Below are 16,265 nucleotides of genomic sequence, written 5' to 3'. Positions count from 1 at the left end.
TCTCAACTTCACGCAGCTTCCCGATAATCTCTTCCGGCTTGTGCTTCTTGCTCGGCATTCGTCGTCCCTTTCGTGGTCCAGACTATCATAGTCTCTGGGCCACTCAGCGGGGGGCAGATCAGCCTGGGTGGCTCAGTCGATGAGATTGTCATTCAAACCTATCAGGGGCGTCGCACGATCCCCGGCTATGAGAATTACTTTCGCCGCATCAGTCATCTCGCAATCCCGTTCAAAATTGGGTTGGTCCAGGGTGGTGATTGGACGGAGCCGTCTGACTTACGCGAGCAGCGCGCTTTTCGTGGCTACGTGGTGTTCTTGGTCGATCGACGCTAGCTGTTTATCCCGCCCGAGTGACTGGGGAGGCTTTTGCATTGCTTTCAAGACCGACGTGGATCGCCCCAGCCTTATGAAGCAGCGCGGCAGTCATCGAGTCCTCGAAGAACGGCATCGACCCTGGTAGACAATCACGGTGTTGCCCAGTGTCACAACGTGCGTCGCGCGACCCGCTGGGCCGATTTGGAAGAGCATCGACCGACCCGGCACTTCGCCGTTGGTATACTCCCCGGATCTAGAAAACCGACCCACATATGTGTCGCAGCCAGAATGGTCACAACGCTTCACCTCACCTCTGCCAGGGTCAACCATCGCCCAAACATCATTGGTAATCGGATGGCAACCAGCGCCGGGACCGCATTGTAATCGTTCCGTCCAATCGCACCGCATTGGGTTATGCGCCAGTGGCGAGAGGATGGACGAGAGCAGGCTCGCGCTGATCAATACAGGCGCGATCATTTTTTGGCCTTGAGCTGTGAAAAGACCTCGGGAGTCCTGCCAGCTGCGGCAATTCTTCCATTATCGTTCATCCCGGTCGACCCCCCTCAATCGCGCATAGTCCTATTTGAGCAGGCGAAGCGCGAAGAGTAGCTTCTACTTGTCCCGACGTAAGGGCCACTAGATTTTTAAGTGCCTGCTCCACAGCCCAGCTGTGAGGAGGGTCGACGGCGAGGTGACGGTTTGTTCACCTAGGCCAGGTATGAAACGTCATGCGCAAGCAAGCTTATGTCGTCGGTTTTAGTCTGGTCGCGGCGATGACTACGCCGACCCACGCTGGCACTTCTGGGGCCTTTCAAACCGTGGCTTACATGGACCATACCGCGATCCAGGCTACGTCTGAGTGGAAGGGCGCAAAACCCGCTGATCGTGGTGGGCGTCAATTCGTCGATGCGATGCTTGCAGCGCATAATGGCTTGCGCAATTCACTTAGTCTTGCCGATCTGACTTGGGATCCTGCACTGGCCGCGGATGCCAGCGTCTATGCCGCTCAGATCGCACAATCGCGCCGCTTCGAGCACAGCGCTGATTTGCGAACTACGAGCGAGGGCGAAAACCTGTGGATGGGAACCCGTACAGCCTACAGCTACGTCGAAATGATCGGAAGTTGGTCGGATGAGGGCGCGGACTTCGTTCGCGGTAGCTTCCCCAAAGTCAGTAAAACCGGATCGTGGCATGACGTTGGCCATTATACGCAGATGATCTGGGGCGGCACACGACAGGTTGGCTGTGCGGTGGCCAGCAACGCGGACGATGATTTCCTAGTCTGCCGCTACTTCCCAGCGGGTAATGTCTATGGCGGAGATCCGTTCGCTCAAAATAGCAGGCCCACCAATTTAGCGAATGCCTCCGCCCGATAACATTGACGGCTCGCATTCTCGGCCGCTTGCGTCCACGAGAGTGTCCGCGACCGAACCAGTTTACGACCGAATCAAGTTCGGCCGAGCGTATCCAGCGAACCTGAATCGAGCTGCCCGAGAATACGCCTTAATCGGCTTCGACTCGGGCAGCATGTGACCATCGCCCTTGATCTCAGCGACGCATCGCCGCTCGCTGTCCATCGCATCGCATACGCGCATTACCATGCGACCGATCGAGCCGGGGCCGTCGAACACCTTCAGCTATTGGAGGTCGCGCTTGTCTGATTTGGTTGGAAAGCTGAGCACATGCCAGACCAGCCAATAAAGCTCGTTCCGAGTGATCCTGTGCATGATCAGCTAGCTGCGCGGATTAGAACGATTTAACAACATCTCCTGACTCGCAAATGTTATCGTCCCGCGCCAAGATAGTTCGATGGTCATTCCCATCCTCGATTTTACCGGCGCGCTAGACAAGACGATCGACGACTTGCACGACGCGGGAGGCCGCGCAGTGGCTCTATCGATGAGTGTGCGTCGTCGCCAGCAGCTTGAAGCTGTGGTGGCTTCACGCGACATAACCGCACCAGCGGGCCGTTATCGTGGCCTGGCGATACGCGAGGCTTTTGCAGAGCAGAATACCGTCGCGGTGATTGATGCGCTGGGCAGAGCACATCTAATCTAATGTGCGGGCGCTGTCGTAACCTCCATCTTCTATTTTCACGCGACGACCGCATACGCGATCTTGCGGGTGCAGGGGGTAAGCTCGGCCAACGCGACTTCATTGGCATGCCGCGCATCAAACGCTGATCTGCTAGTCGGTGCTGGGGCGCTCCGTCACCGCGTCGTCCGATGCTTGAGCGAGTTGTTCCTCGCCCTTTATACCCGCTTGTCTCAGGCGTTCTGCCGTTGTCAGGGCTGCCCGCGGTGTCAGGCTGATGACCGTGCCGGCTGGACCATCCACGATTACAACGCCGTTGTCTGCGTCCACATTGCTGGGTTCGTCGTGCGTTTTTGCCATCGGAGATCCTGCCGTAAGATGGCCCGGAGAGTTGTCGCGCAGTCCGGGCGGGTAGATCTCGTCACCAAGGTGTGGAGTAACGAGACCTGATGTGCTGCGAGCCTTTCTTGCTGAGCTGGTCATAGTCGCTAGCGAGCATTTCGTACCGACGCCGAACTTCGGGCGTCGTAGAGCTCGGCGCCTTTGTTCGACACTCGCTGGCGAAGGAAAGTGCATAGCTTGGCGGACGTGAAACCATGATCGAGAAACGTGCAAGTTATTGAAAAGATGCTTAACCTCGCTCAACCCTAGTGCGCTTGAAGATGCTCATCTGCCTGCACATTTAGATTGCGACGCTACTCTCACCTTCACAATATTAGAGAATTTTTATGTCCGCTACCCTGCTTGGCCTGTCCATCCTCGCGCTCGGCGATAGCCTGACGGCTGGCTATGGTCTCAAGCGGGAGGAGGCATTTCCGGCTCAGCTTTAGCATCTCCTACGCGCGGATTTGACAGGTCCGACTGTCATAAACGCTGGGGTGTCCGGCAACACCACGGCTCAAGGCTTGGCTCGCTTGCCGCGCCGGTTACCGAGATGCGGACGAAGCCAGATCTCGCAATCGTTGCTCTCGGCGCGAACGATATGACCCGCGGCGTCCCAGCAGCGGTGATGCGCTGTAACCTCGACCAGATTCTAGCGTCGCTTGAAACGCGGCGCTCAGCATTATGGCCCGCGATCGCAATGATTCCGGCGTTCGACAGGCTATCGAAAGGGGTCGGGAAAGATTCCCGACCCCTCTAAGTTAGGCGGTAGCCAAGCGCGGACTGTTCACGCTGTGGCCGCCATTACGCTGCAGGATCTGCCGCACGCGGACGCCATCGGTGGCGCCAGTGACGGTGACCAACACACCGCCGCTGGTGAGATGCTCCCCGTAATACGATGCATCCTCATCACTGACGCCGTGATCCTTGAGCGTCTCGTTGAGCGAGCCGGCCGCTGCGCCCGCGGCCGCGCCGATTGCCATCGCGCCTGGGATCGCTGAAGCAGCGATCGCGCCGGCAGCCACGAGGGGGCCGACGCCCGGGATGGCCAGCGCCAAGACGCCAAGCCCAGCACCAAGAGCACCGCCGCCGAGGATGCCTCGAACGAAGTTTTCGTGGTGCTCGTCAGTCACGACACCATCGCCGTCTCGAGCTGTCGTCGTACCCTTGTTACGAGCGATGACTGACAACCCGCTATTATCTACACCGGCGTCGCGAAGGTCCGCTACGGCGCGTTCGGCTTCCGCCTGGCTGTCAAAGATAGCCGACAGCGTGCCACTGCCGTTTCCGCTCGATGTGCTGGCTGCAGTGTCGCCGATCAGGGCATTCGTAGCGCGATCAACCGGTCCGCGATTTGGGTCGTCATGGCCGATGGCCGCATCGATCCCGCCCGTGCCGCCGGTGACGGCGTTCGCTGCACGGTCAAGCGGACCACGGTTGGGGTCGTCATGGGTGAAACCGTTGTTGTCATTGTTCATTAGATCTCTCCTTGTGGGTAATTTGGTTTGCTGCGGACCGTGTGCCGACGAAGTCGAATTTAGCGGACCGAGCCGCGACGAACGAGATTGACGATCGCCAGCAGCACTACCGCGCCGAGCAGTGACACGAGGATCGACTGGATGCTGATCACGCCGCTGGTGATGGGTGCGCCGCCAATGAGCGGGGTCACGACGAAGCCTGCGAGTAAAGCGCCCACGATGCCCACGACGACGTTTAAAACGATGCCCTGTTGTCCGTCGGTGCGCATGATCATGCTGGCGAGCCAGCCAATGATCCCACCTACGACGAGGAGAATGATGAGGCCCATGGTTATTCCTTCCGGTATGACAGAGGCCATCCAAACGATCGCACCATCGGGAATGTTCAGAATGCGCACGATCGGCTGGTGTCTCGGTTAGTGCTGGTGCACTAGCTACTGTAGTTATCTCACAGGGAACGTTGGGCGTGTCCGAGCGCTTTGCGGTGATGACCCTTATGTCAGCAAACGACGAACGACCGAGCCTGCGTCATTTGGAGCAGCTCATGGCTCAATTGCTCGACGGCGTAATTCTCGTTGATCCCACAGGTGTCATACTGAGCGCCAACGAAGCTGCATTGCGGATGCATGGCGTTTCGTCTGTCGATGAGTTGGGCGGGACCGCCGAGGGCTATGCGAAGCGGTTCGCTTTATGGTCGGCTGAGCACAAACCGCTCAAGCACCGCGACTACCCGCTGTTCCGGCTGCTTGCTGGTGAAAGCATGCCAGACTCCGTGGTAGAGGTTGCGCCGGCCGGGACAGAGCAGGTCCGTTGGGTTCACGAGGTCCGTGATGTCTTCATGGACGATAATGGTGGGGAGCCAGATTATCTGGCACTGGTCATCAGCGACGTCTCCGAACGGTTCGACGCCGAAGCGCGCTTCAAAGCGATGTTCAATGCGAACCCCGCGCCGGCGATCGTTGTGGGCTTGCGGGACCATCGGATCATGCAGATCAATCCGGGGTTCCAGGCGCTAACCGATTTCGAGCCAGCCAAGCTCGTCGGCGAGAAGCTGGTCAGCTCCGATTTGCTGGGCTCGATCGCTGATCCGCAAACCTTTTGGCGGCTGATCGATACCGGCTCCGTGGTGCCTCAAACGGAGGCCGAGTTGCTCACGGCTGACGGCTCACGGCGGCTTGTGCTGTTCGCTGGTCAACCGATTGATGTTACCGAAGAGGACGCGTTACTGCTGACATTCGCCGATTTGGAGCCGCGGCGAGAAGCGGAAACAGCGCTCGCGGACAGCGAGCAACACTTATCGTCGGTCTTTGAAATGGCTCCGGTCGCCATGGTCGTCACGCGCGATCGTGATCACCGTATTTCTCGCGTGAACGCGGCCTTCCGGCGATTGACCGGCTATGGCGACGACGAAGCAATCGGGCGAACAGCAAACGACCTGCAGCTTTGGAACAGTTCGGAGGAGCGCGCCGCTTTGGAGCGCGACCTGATGACGGGAGGTGGAGTGCGAGACCGGGACGGCCTGCTGCTGTCAAAAGATGGTCACAAGATCGACTGCGTGGTGTCAGCAGAGACGGTGAGCCTAGAGCGAGCCCCATGCGTCCTGTGGGTCTATCAGGATATGACCGAGCGACGTCGCAGCGAGGGCGAGTTGGCTGGCGCGATCAGCGAAGTGATGAAGGACGCCAGCTGGCTCAGTCAGTCGATATTGGACAAATTGGCTAACCTCCGCCGGCCAAAAGTCACCGCGCCAAGCGTAGAGCTCAGTCCACGCGAACGTGAGATCCTCGACCTCATCTGCGATGATCACGACGACACTGCGATTGCCGAACGACTTGGGTTATCGCGCAATACCGTGCGCAATCACGTTGCCCGCATTTATTCGAAAGTCGGCACGAACCGACGCAGCGGTGCTGTTGTGTGGGGCCGAGAGCGAGGCATGGGCAATCGGCAGGAATGAGTTGAGCCGCCGTGTTGACCAAAACCAGATCTGATGTTGGAACAAGCGAGTGGATACCGAACAACCCGGCAGCGAACCGCCGCCACCTAGCCAGGAAGCTCGAGACGCCGAAGCGGCATCGATCCGTCGGCGATGGATCACGATCGGAGAAGCGCTCGCGGTCATCGCCGTGCTTATCTCTGCACTGACGCTGTGGAACAGCTGGTCCGAACGAAGCGCGGACCAAGCGTCGAAAGCAGCGGAGACGCAGAAGGCGGCATCGCGTGCAGAACGGCTGGTCCTTACGGCGTCAGCCGACAAGCGAGGGCTGGCTTTGGCCCCGACCTCCTCAGAGCAGACGATCCAGGAACAGACGATAACGTTTCCGACGGCGCTGGCTGCAGCGCCCGCCAAGACGACGGGAGAGCCGCGTATCGAAACAGCCTGGTTCGCTCAGCCCCTGAAGCGGGCTCGAGAGAATGCGGGGATGCCAGATGACAGCCGCGGCGACGAGAAGCTGCCGGTGCTGATCGAGACGCGTTTCATCGTCAGTGGAGAGCCGCACGTCGACGTCGCGATCTACGACCTTGGCTACACAGTGGCGGGCAAGTGGATTGGCGGTCATGACGTTGACCTGCGCGGGCTGGCGCGTGTTTCCGCAGCGCGAAAGGGTGCGGCGCAGTCCCAGCTGGACGCCCGCTGGAAACGGCTCTTCCCGCACGTAAAGGCTCAGTAGTTATCGGGCGTGCCGGTACGCCCGCCGCCCGTGCGACTGCACGGATGCGAAGTGCAGCCGCGAGCGCGTCCTCAACGTCGGCATAGAGGTCGCACGCCGGGTCGAAATATCCTTGGCAGAAATCGATCAGGATCAGTGCCGGCCGTACGCCAAAACCAACGCGGGTGTTGTACGCTCGAGCGTAATTGGCCGCGAGGTCGTCGGTCATGCGTGTTCCCAAAGCCATGGTTGCGCCACCCGTTGCCGATCCTCGAACGCGTCAACGTCGGCCATGCGGGTGTTGAGGATCGTCGCGGTATCGTCCCACCCGTTAAGCATTGCCAGTTTTTGTTCGGCGGGCACCGTAAATCGCGTCTCGGCATCATCGACGACGATTCGTTGCGTACCCAAGTCGACCGTAAACCATCGGCCTGCGCCAGCCAGCACGGCGAGATCGGCAACCGCCGCCTGCGTCAGAACGATCGGCAGCACGCCGTTGCGATAACAATTTGCCTGAAAGATTTCGCCGAAACTCGGCGCGATTACGCAACCAATGCCGATCTCGGCGAGCGCCCACACTGCTTGTTCGCGGCTCGATCCCGATCCGAAATTGGCGTCGGCGATCAGGATACGCGCGGTGTCGAACGGCGCGCGGCTCAGTACGAAGTGGGGGTCGGCGGCACGGCGATCGTGGAACACATATTGCCCCAGTCCGTAGCGCGCGGTGATCAGCAGAAAGCGTGCTGGAAAGATGATGTCGGTATCGACATTCTCTTCCATCAACGGCGCGGCAATGCCTGTCAGGGTTTGGAAAGGCGTCACGCCATCAATCGTCGCACGTCGATCAGATGTCCGGCGATCCCGGCCGCCGCCGCCATTGCCGGGCTCATCAAATGGGTCCTTCCGCCCGCCCCCTGACGTCCCTCGAAGTTGCGATTGCTGGTCGATGCGCAGCGTTCGCCCGGGCTCAGCCGGTCGTCGTTCATGGCCACGCACATCGAGCAGCCCGCATGCCGCCACTCGAAGCCGGCATCGGTGAAGACGCGGTCCAGCCCCTCGACCTCCGCGGCGGCTCTGGTCGCGGTCGATCCGGGGACGACGATCGCGGTCACACCCGGAGCGACGCGCCGTCCCCTTGCGATGGCGGCGGCGGCGCGCAAATCTTCGATCCGTCCGTTGGTGCAGCTGCCGATGAATACGCGGTCGATCGCAATCGCTTCGATCGAGGTACCGGGGGCGAGCGCCATATATGCCAATGCCTTTTCGGCATGACGCCTGGCGCTGGCGGTATTGGCTTTGGCGGGGTCGGGTACGTTTGCGGTAATCGGCGCGGCTTCGTCGGGGGTGGTGCCCCATGTGACATGCGGCGCGATATCGCCCAAATCGAATGTCACTTCGCGGTCGAACACCGCATCGGCGTCGGTGGCCAACGTGCGCCAGTGGTCGACCGCGCGACCCCACATCGTACCCCTGGGCGCGAGCTTGCGGTCGCGCAGGAAGGCGAAGGTTGTGTCATCCGGTGCGATCAGCCCGATGCGGCCGCCAGCCTCGATCGTCATGTTGCACAGCGTCATCCGGGCCGCCATCGACATCGCCGTCACCGATGGCCCGGTATATTCGACGGCATGTCCCGCAGCACCCAGTGCGCCAATTTGGGCGATCAGCGCGAGAGCAACGTCCTTGGCAGAGACCCATGGCGACAATTCGCCGGTCAAGGTCACGCGCATGGTTTTGGCGCGCATCTGGCGCAGACATTGCGCAGCCATCACTGTGCCGCATTCGCTGGCACCGATCCCGAACGCCAGCGCGCCAAACGCGCCGTGGGTGGTAGTGTGGCTGTCTCCGCAGACCAGCGTGATCCCGGGCAGGGTTAACCCGGACTCCGGTCCGACGACATGGACGACGCCTTGGCCCGGGCTGTCGAGCGGCAGATAGGGCATGCCGAACTGGGCCGCATTGCCGGCCAATTCAGCAACTTGCGCCCGCGCCAGCGGATCGATGATGGTGTCGCGGCTTCGCGTCGGCACTGCATGGTCGGCGACGGCGAGGTGTGTTGCGGGTCTGCGCAGTGCGCGACCGTTTTCGCGCAACGCCCGGAATGCCTGTGGACTTGACACCTCATGGACCAGCTGCCGATCGATGTAGAGCAACGCCTCGCCCTCGCCGAAATCGGCAACGACGTGCGCGTCCCACAATTTGTCATACAGCGTGCGTGCCGTCATCGGGGCGTCGCGGCTTCGATCCACGCAGTTGCGATCCGGACGAACCGGTCGGGCGTTTCGATCGGCGGAAAATGCCCGACGTCGGGCATGTAAACGACCGCCGCATCGGTGCCCGTCAGGTAATCACGCAGGGTGCGTCCGGCGGAAGCCGGCAGCAATTTGTCGCTGCCGCCCCAAATCAGCAAGGTCGGCGCGCGTACCGCGGCGTCCGCAGCCACGGCTTTGGCATGATCGGCAACCCTGGCCGTCAAAGCGATCATATTCTTGTTCGGCGAGCGCCGGTTGAAGTCCACGAAACCGGCGCGGGTCGCGGCATCGATCCGTCGCCCATCCCCCGCGAAATAGCTGAGAAACTCATTCCAAAACATGTGGTTCTGAAACCCGCTTGCTTTCGCATCGGCCTGAGCTTTGGCCCATGCGGGAGACAGAACCATGTGAGACGTATCGACCGGATCCGACGGCGCGTTGGAAATGATCAGCCGCTCGACCATATCGGGACGGCGCGCCGCGAGCTGGATGCCCAAAGTCCCGCCGCTCGATACGCCGATCACCGTGACTTTTGTGACCTTGAGCCGCGCGAGCAACCCTTCGGCGATAGTCGCCGGCGCTACCGTAGCGGCCGCTTGGTCGGACACATCGCCCGACAATCCCTGGCCCGGCACGTCATAGCGGATCACGCGGTAACGTGCGGTCAGCAGCCGCGTTGCCGCGTCCCATGTCCGCATCGTACTCGACGATCCGTGGACCAGCAGCAGTGCCGGGCCATGTCCTTCATCCTTATAATGAACGTCGATGCCAGCAATCGTCGCATAGCGACTCGCGCGATTGGCATATTTCGCGCGCAGTTCACCAAGCGTCAGATACGATTTGCCCGGCGCGGTCTGCGCGAACGCCGGCGCACACACCAGCAGCAGCGCTGCCGCCAGACGCGCGATCATTTCTTGCCCTTGAGCGTACCCAGATAGGCGATCAGGTCGGCGCGCGCCGTTGCGTCGGCGACCCCGGCAAAACCCATTTTGGTACCCGGGACCGCCGCCGTCGGTCGTTTGATAAAAGCGTTGAGCACGACCGGGGTCCACGTGATCCCCGACTTCGTCAAAGCAGCGGAGTAGGTGTAATCGGACCGCATGGCCGCCTTTGTGCCGAATATCCCCGCCAGATTGGGGCCGACAGTATTCGCCGCCCCCGGCGCGACTGTGTGACAGGCGCGGCATTGCAGGAACAACCGGCTTCCGCGGACAGGGTCGGGCCGAGCGGGGGGCGGCGCATCGGTCGCCAGCACATCCGGGACGAGCATGAAGCCGCCACTGACGGCGGCAAGCGCAAATACGAGCTTGGCAATGGTCATAGCGTCCTCCTTTGTCAGCGCGAATATCGCGCCACTGCCGTGTATGACTTATCACTCGCGATGTATCCGCTGCGTGAACAACCGCCGTCGCCTTATCGACTGGCAGCAAGATCGTATCGAATGGTGGGTGATGATAGGAGCAAAGCGATGATCCTCACTCGCCGATCATTCACTTTGGGTGCCGCCGCGCTTGGAACCGCGACCGTGCTTGATGGAGCTACTGGCCCCCGTCGAACCAAGCCGGTCGGCGGCGCGATGCTTGATACGATCGTGCTTGGTGCAGGAATTGCTGGGCTCAACACCGCCTGGCTGCTCGAGCAGCAAGGCCAGACGGTCATGGTACTCGAGGCGCGACAGCGTGTTGGCGGGCGTGTCTTCACCCTGCTCGACCAACCGGGCCTGCCGGAAATGGGGTTCAATTCGATGGCGGCCGGTTACGGTCGTGGGATCGACGCGGCAAAACGCGCGGGGGTCGAACTGTACGATGTTTCGCCCCGCTACCGCGCCGCGGGCGGCATGGCGCTGTTCCTGGGCGGTCAGCCCCTAACTCGTGAACAATGGGCTGTCTCACCGCTCAATCCCTTCCCCGACGCGCTCAAAACGGTAATGCCATGGGAGATCGTCAACAAACTGGTCGGTGCCAGAACGCCGCTCGCCGACTGGACCGAATGGACCGATCCAAAGAATGCCGCGCTCGACATATCGCTGCGCGATTTTCTGAAGGCGCAGGGGCTGCCCGATCCGGCGATCCGTCTGGCCTATGACACCTCGCCCTATTACGGCACTTCGGCGTTCGATGCGTCGGCGCTGATGCTCGAATATAATGATGGCTTCGTAAAGGCTCAGGCGCTGGCCGGTCCGGGATCGCTGGCGGTGAGAGGCGGCAACAGCAAGCTGCCGGTCGCCATGGCCAAGCTGCTCAAGGGCGATCTGCTGATGGACAAGGAAGCCGTGGCGATCGACAGCGCGGCGGACGGCGCCACCGTAACCTGCGCCGATGGCAGCAGTTTTCGCGCGAAGCGCATCGTCTGCGCGCTCCCGTTCTCCGTGGCGCGGCGGCTGAAGTTCACGCCCGGCCTAGCGGGTGTGCAGGCGCAAGCGGTCGCGACGCTCGGTGTGCAGCCCCTGTCGGTAGCGTTCCTGACTGTGAAGACGAATTATTGGGAACAGGACAAGCTCAACCCGTCAATGTGGACGGACGGCCCGGCCGGCACTGTGCTCGCGCAGCATTTCGGCCCTACCGATACGGAGGTTACGGGCCTGCTGTTGCAGGCGCGTGGCAATCTGGCGCGCTATTGGGACCGGCTGGGCAAGTCTGCGGCACTCGATCTGATCGCCCGTACGATCGAAACGTATCGGCCCGCTGCGAAGGGACAGATCGTGCCCGCCGCGCTGCATTCTTGGGAAAATGAAGTGTTTAGCGGCGGCGCATGGGCGGTGTTCGCCCCGGGCCAGGTTGCTGCCCTCGCCTCGACGATGTCGGCTCCCGCCGGCCGCGTGCATTTTTGTGGCGAGCACACCGCAGTCGGCGCGCGCGGGATTGAGGGCGCCCTGGAATCGTCGGAACGCGTCGCGATCGAAATCCTCTCCTGACGGTTGGTACGAAGGAGCCATCCGAGACACCGCCTGTATTCGGCGCTATGTCTGGCCGTTTCCATTCGGATTCACCAGACTGATGTCCGCTTTCGATACGTCGTACCAATGATCCCCCGCGAACTGATTGGCGTGGCGGAAGTGCCGGGCGGTCCGCCACTGAGGCTGATCCGGCATGGCGGCGACTTCATCATCATGCTCGATCGCAACGATTTGATGAGTAGCCGCATGAGCGGATCCGAAAAGGCACTCGGCACGATGACCTGCGCCCGGTTGCAGGGGAACCCGGCGCCGCGATTTCTCATCGGCGGCTATGGCATGGGCTTCACGCTGCGCGCGGTTCTCGGAGAGGTTGGGGCAGCAGCGCGGATCGTTGTTGCGGAACTGGTCCCCGGAATCATCGAATGGGCGCGCGGCCCCCTGCAGCACATCACCGGCGATTGCCTCGACGATCCTCGTGTGGAGATCGAAATCGACGATGTCGGCAAGCTGATCAGCTCAGCGAGCCACGCCTATGATGCGATATTGCTGGACGTCGACAATGGTCCGGACGGATTGACCCGCGAGGCCAATGACGGGCTGTACACCATGACCGGACTGGCGCGCGCGCGAGCGGCATTACGGCCGGGGGGCATTCTCGCTATCTGGTCGGCGGGCGCAGACGCGGCATTCACCCGACGGCTGAAACAATCCGGTTTCGATATCGACGAAGTTCAAGTCCGCGCCCGCGAGAACGGCAAAGGCGCGACGCACACCTTGTGGTTCGCGACCGCGAATTAGGCCGTTTAACCGTCCCGGATCTAATTGTCTTCGCCTGAGCCTGCGGGCAACAGGTCAAACCGAATGCGCACCCATGCGCCGATCATCGGTCGGCCATTCTCAGTCGGCGGTTTGACGAGGAATTGATACGACGCCTGCCGCATCGCGCGCGCCAGTCCGGATCCGGCGGGGGATTCGGTCAGCGCGCGGCAATTGTCGACGTGATAATGTTCGACCACCTGGCAGACGATCAGGCCCCAGCCGGTCGGCGTGTCCTTCGTCAGATAGGGTCTCAATACCCCGTCGGGTGGACGCCGGTACCAATCGGCCAGCGCATATTCGCTGCCCATTCCGTCGGGCGGGCCATAAGCCGTGCCCTTGCCGCTGCTCGATCCGCCCTTGCCGCTGCCGAGTTTCGAAATGTCGGTCGCGGCGTAATCCGACGAACTCATCGCCAGGGGATTGGGCGGCGGCTTTGGCACGGCGACGGGCGGCGGTAGCACCGGGGGAGGCAGCGGCGGTTCGACCGAGTGCACCTGCACCTGCTTCTTGCCGCTGGTCGGCGCCTTGGGCGCGCCGCCCGCGCGCGGCATCTTGAAATCGAACGTCTTGAGCACGCGGCTGGGATGCTTGACGAGTTCACGGAAGTTCGGGCTGAACCAGACCAGCAGCAGCAACGCGAATTCGATCGCCAAGGCGAGCGCGAACGACGCGCCGCGCCGCGACCGTTTCGGGTGCAGGAAAGAACCCGGATCGCCCGGGTCGATGGTCGCCGACACTTACTGTCCTGCTCACGGGAGGATTTGCCAGTCCTGTGCCGAGGCGGCATGAACGCGCGATGAGCGATTGGCCGATCATGGGCCGCGCCGCAATGGGGCCTGTTCGTGTCAGCACCAGACAATCAGTTTCCTGTCCGTCGGGTGTTGCCTCGGATGGATCGCCGGTGGCTATGGGTCGGCGTTGCGGTGTTGCTGTTGGTCGTCGCAGTGATCGTCGCTTTGCAACGACGCAAATCGTCGGCGCCAATAAGGGTTCAAACGGTCGAGGATGTCAGCAAGCCGCCCACGCCACCACCCGCAGTTGAGCCGGTCGTCAACGTCGATATTTCGCCCGACGACGCGCGCAAGCTCAACGAGGCAGTGCCGTTTGCCGCCGGTGCCAATCCGCCGGCGCGCCCGTATAATCTGAGTGCCGTCGGCGACGAACGCGAAAAGGCCATCACCTGCCTTGCCGCGGCGGGCTATTACGAAGCGGGCGACGATGCCGACCGGCAGAAATCGGTCGATCAGGTCGTGCTCAACCGCGTGCGTCATCCGGCCTTTCCCAAATCAATCTGTGCGGTGGTCTTCCAGGGAGCGGAGCGCAGCACGGGATGCCAGTTCACCTTTGCGTGCGACGGCTCACTCGCGTCGCGCCAGCCGGCGGCAGCGGCATGGGCGCGCGCACGAACCGTGGCGGAACATGCGCTGCAGGGCACGGTCGACAAGCGCGTCGGCCTCGCGACGCATTATCATACCGATTGGGTCATGCCTTATTGGGGTCCGACGCTCGACAAGATCGCGCGGGTCAAGACGCATTTGTTTTTCCGCTGGAAGGGCTGGTGGGGAACGCAGCCCGCGTTTCGTGGCGGTTATGCGGGCAACGAGCCGCTCGACCCGCGCATCGCCTATCTCGCGCCAGGCTTGAGTGCCGAGGCCGCCGCGACAGTCGGGCCTCCGCCGGTGGTCATCCCCAACGTGTCGCAGGCGACACTCGGCAAAAACGTCCCGCGTTTGATCGACCCGGACCGTGCGCAATATGTCCTGCAACTCGACAAGGATGCGTTTCCGGGCAGCTATGCCTCAACCGCTTTGGGCATTTGCCGGGGCAAGAGCGAATGCACCGTGATGGGCTGGCTCAAGGCCGAGCAAATCCCCCGCGCCGTGCCGATCCGACCGGCGAACATGCAGGCGGTGTCGTTCCTGTATCGACGGCGCGGCAGTCTGGCGCACGATCAGGCATTGTGGAATTGCCGCGTGTTCAAGCGGCCCGATGCGGCACAGTGTATTCCCGGCACTGGTCCGGTCGGCGCCCAGACCACAGCGATGACGGAGTGAGAAGATGAGCGAATTCGAAACGATCAAATATGCCATCGACGATGGTATCGCGACGCTGACGCTCTACCGGCCCGACCGGATGAACGCATTCACCCCGGTGATGATGCGGGAGATGATCTCGGCTTTCGATCTGGCCGACGCTGATGATGCGGTCCGCGCGGTAATCGTGACGGGCGACGGACGAGCGTTCTGCGCCGGAGCCGATCTGGGATTGGGCGGCGACACGTTCGATTACGCCAAGCGCGGCGGCAAATGGGGCGAAGACTCGCCGATGCGCGACGACGGGTCGGTCGATTTCGATCATCCCGGTATACGTGATGGCGGCGGCAAGGTGACGTTGCGCATCTTCGCCTGCAAGAAACCGGTGATCGGCGCGATCAACGGTGCCGCGGTGGGGATCGGCGCGACGATGACGCTGCCGATGGATTTCCGTCTGGCCAGCGACAGCGCGCGTTTCGGTTTCGTATTCGCGCGACGCGGGATCGTGCCAGAAGCCGCCTCGAGCTGGTTCCTGCCGCGCCTGGTCGGGATCAGCCAGGCACTCGAATGGTGTTATTCGGGACGTGTGTTCGGCGCGGATGAAGCGTTGAAGGGCGGGCTGGTGCGCAGCGTTCATGCGCTCGAAGACCTGCTCCCCGCTGCCCGCGCGTTCGCCAAGGACCTGACCAGTGAGAGTGCGCCGGTGTCGATCGCCCTCACGCGGCAGGCGCTGTGGCGGATGATGGGCGCGGCGCACCCGATGGAGGCGCACCGCCTCGACAGCCGGATGATCTGGTCGCGCGGCGCAAGCGGCGATGCGAAGGAAGGCGTCGCAAGTTTCCTCGAAAAACGCGCCGCGAATTATCCGGACCGGGTCAGTAACGACTTGCCGGAATTCTCGCCTTGGCTTGACGATCCTGCCTGGTAAACCTGGATCAATTGACTGGCTTATCAGGCAGTTGCACAGCCGAAACGTGCAGGGGCCGCTGAAATCATTGCTCTATGTGAGCCGCTGTACTGCGCCGCTCGATGATGATCAGATTTTTCGTTTGTATAAGACATCGGTCGAAAACAATGCGATTGACGGTATCACCGGCGTCCTGATCCACGACGGCAATGTCTTTCTCCAGTTGCTTGAGGGAGGCGATAATGCCGTCACTGCGATGATGGCGCGTTTGGGGCGCGACCCGCGACATTGCGCTATTCAGGTGCGTGATGAGCGCGTTATCGAGCAGCGTAGTTTCGGTACTTGGAATATGAAACTGCTCAAGATCGACCGCGCGCACATGGCTGCGGTCACCAATCTTGAAGATGATTTTGGCCCGAGTGTCGCGCCGGAAATTCGTCAGCTGATCATCGATACGCTGCACGAGATTTCATCGGCGGATTGATCGCTTTGCAACTCGCAT

At 61.7% G+C, this 16,265-nt stretch carries 17 protein-coding genes and 1 pseudogene; 10 read left to right on the top strand and 8 right to left on the bottom strand.

Annotation, left to right across the window (positions count from 1 at the left end; translation table 11 throughout):
* Positions 1 to 1,043: 1,043 nt before the first annotated feature.
* The 3 genes and pseudogenes from ACM9ME_RS10675 to ACM9ME_RS10665 form a co-directional block, all read left to right on the top strand.
* Positions 1,044 to 1,691 (top strand): CAP domain-containing protein, encoded by a 648-nt coding sequence (locus ACM9ME_RS10675; protein WP_415643441.1) that lies wholly within the window; start codon positions 1,044 to 1,046, stop codon positions 1,689 to 1,691.
* 433 nt (positions 1,692 to 2,124) lie between these two features.
* Positions 2,125 to 2,373, top strand: coding sequence for a hypothetical protein (locus ACM9ME_RS10670; protein WP_415643440.1), 249 nt, complete (start codon positions 2,125 to 2,127; stop codon positions 2,371 to 2,373).
* 24 nt (positions 2,374 to 2,397) lie between these two features.
* Positions 2,398 to 2,454, top strand: a pseudogene (locus ACM9ME_RS10665) (DUF1993 family protein); the annotation flags it as partial.
* Between the two features lie 48 nt (positions 2,455 to 2,502).
* Here the strand turns inward: ACM9ME_RS10665 and ACM9ME_RS10660 are convergent.
* The 3 genes from ACM9ME_RS10660 to ACM9ME_RS10650 all read right to left on the bottom strand — a co-directional run bounded on the left by ACM9ME_RS10660 (position 2,503) and on the right by ACM9ME_RS10650 (position 4,537).
* Complete coding sequence (locus ACM9ME_RS10660; protein WP_415643439.1) at positions 2,503 to 2,709, bottom strand: hypothetical protein; 207 nt, start codon at positions 2,707 to 2,709, stop codon at positions 2,503 to 2,505.
* 782 nt (positions 2,710 to 3,491) lie between these two features.
* On the bottom strand, positions 3,492 to 4,208 hold the full coding sequence (locus ACM9ME_RS10655; protein ID WP_415643438.1) for a hypothetical protein: 717 nt from the start codon (positions 4,206 to 4,208) through the stop codon (positions 3,492 to 3,494).
* Between the two features lie 59 nt (positions 4,209 to 4,267).
* Complete coding sequence (locus ACM9ME_RS10650; protein ID WP_415643450.1) at positions 4,268 to 4,537, bottom strand: GlsB/YeaQ/YmgE family stress response membrane protein; 270 nt, start codon at positions 4,535 to 4,537, stop codon at positions 4,268 to 4,270.
* Positions 4,538 to 4,695: 158 nt separating this feature from the next.
* Between ACM9ME_RS10650 and ACM9ME_RS10645 the strand changes: the two genes are divergently transcribed.
* The gene (locus tag ACM9ME_RS10645) at positions 4,696 to 6,165 is read left to right on the top strand and encodes a PAS domain S-box protein (protein ID WP_415643449.1); all 1,470 of its coding nucleotides are present in this window, start codon (positions 4,696 to 4,698) and stop codon (positions 6,163 to 6,165) included.
* 49 nt (positions 6,166 to 6,214) lie between these two features.
* Positions 6,215 to 6,880: a hypothetical protein gene (locus ACM9ME_RS10640; protein WP_415643437.1), complete on the top strand. Its 666-nt coding sequence runs from the start codon at positions 6,215 to 6,217 to the stop codon at positions 6,878 to 6,880.
* A 204-nt stretch (positions 6,881 to 7,084) separates the two neighbouring features.
* Here ACM9ME_RS10640 and leuD read toward each other — a convergent pair whose 3' ends face one another.
* From leuD to ACM9ME_RS10620, 4 genes are read right to left on the bottom strand one after another with little or no spacing between them, the layout of a single operon-like run.
* The gene (leuD, locus tag ACM9ME_RS10635) at positions 7,085 to 7,681 is read right to left on the bottom strand and encodes a 3-isopropylmalate dehydratase small subunit (RefSeq protein ID WP_415643436.1); all 597 of its coding nucleotides are present in this window, start codon (positions 7,679 to 7,681) and stop codon (positions 7,085 to 7,087) included.
* Complete coding sequence (gene leuC / locus ACM9ME_RS10630; protein ID WP_415643435.1) at positions 7,678 to 9,081, bottom strand: 3-isopropylmalate dehydratase large subunit; 1,404 nt, start codon at positions 9,079 to 9,081, stop codon at positions 7,678 to 7,680. The genes leuD and leuC overlap by 4 nt, the downstream gene beginning before the upstream one ends.
* Positions 9,078 to 10,019, bottom strand: a complete 942-nt coding sequence (locus ACM9ME_RS10625) for an alpha/beta fold hydrolase (RefSeq protein WP_415643434.1) — start codon at positions 10,017 to 10,019, stop codon at positions 9,078 to 9,080. Before ACM9ME_RS10625 ends, leuC begins: the two co-directional genes overlap by 4 nt.
* Positions 10,016 to 10,429 carry a c-type cytochrome gene (locus ACM9ME_RS10620; RefSeq protein ID WP_415643433.1) on the bottom strand — a complete coding sequence of 138 codons (414 nt, stop codon included), beginning with the start codon at positions 10,427 to 10,429 and terminating at the stop codon, positions 10,016 to 10,018. Before ACM9ME_RS10620 ends, ACM9ME_RS10625 begins: the two co-directional genes overlap by 4 nt.
* 147 nt (positions 10,430 to 10,576) lie before the next feature.
* Here ACM9ME_RS10620 and ACM9ME_RS10615 point away from each other — a divergent pair, with 147 nt between their 5' ends.
* Entirely contained in the window at positions 10,577 to 12,022 is a 1,446-nt protein-coding gene (locus tag ACM9ME_RS10615) for a flavin monoamine oxidase family protein (RefSeq protein WP_415643432.1), read from the top strand.
* 108 nt (positions 12,023 to 12,130) lie between these two features.
* Entirely contained in the window at positions 12,131 to 12,802 is a 672-nt protein-coding gene (locus tag ACM9ME_RS10610) for a spermidine synthase (protein WP_415643431.1), read from the top strand.
* Positions 12,803 to 12,822: 20 nt separating this feature from the next.
* Here ACM9ME_RS10610 and ACM9ME_RS10605 read toward each other — a convergent pair whose 3' ends face one another.
* Positions 12,823 to 13,560 (bottom strand): hypothetical protein, encoded by a 738-nt coding sequence (locus tag ACM9ME_RS10605; RefSeq protein ID WP_415643430.1) that lies wholly within the window; start codon positions 13,558 to 13,560, stop codon positions 12,823 to 12,825.
* 153 nt (positions 13,561 to 13,713) lie between these two features.
* On the opposite strand from ACM9ME_RS10605, the gene ACM9ME_RS10600 reads away from it, so the two are divergent.
* The 3 genes from ACM9ME_RS10600 to ACM9ME_RS10590 are packed head-to-tail and all read left to right on the top strand — an operon-like array spanning position 13,714 to position 16,247.
* On the top strand, positions 13,714 to 14,877 hold the full coding sequence (locus ACM9ME_RS10600; protein WP_415643429.1) for a cell wall hydrolase: 1,164 nt from the start codon (positions 13,714 to 13,716) through the stop codon (positions 14,875 to 14,877).
* 4 nt (positions 14,878 to 14,881) lie between these two features.
* Positions 14,882 to 15,784: a crotonase/enoyl-CoA hydratase family protein gene (locus ACM9ME_RS10595; RefSeq protein ID WP_415643428.1), complete on the top strand. Its 903-nt coding sequence runs from the start codon at positions 14,882 to 14,884 to the stop codon at positions 15,782 to 15,784.
* Positions 15,785 to 15,830: 46 nt separating this feature from the next.
* Positions 15,831 to 16,247 carry a BLUF domain-containing protein gene (locus ACM9ME_RS10590; protein WP_415643427.1) on the top strand — a complete coding sequence of 139 codons (417 nt, stop codon included), beginning with the start codon at positions 15,831 to 15,833 and terminating at the stop codon, positions 16,245 to 16,247.
* Positions 16,248 to 16,265 lie beyond the last annotated feature (18 nt).

It is taken from the genome of Sphingomonas antarctica (assembly GCF_965137005.1).
Taxonomy (GTDB): Bacteria; Pseudomonadota; Alphaproteobacteria; order Sphingomonadales; family Sphingomonadaceae; genus Sphingomonas_O; species Sphingomonas_O antarctica.
This window is presented reverse-complemented; position numbering and strand designations above follow the sequence as displayed.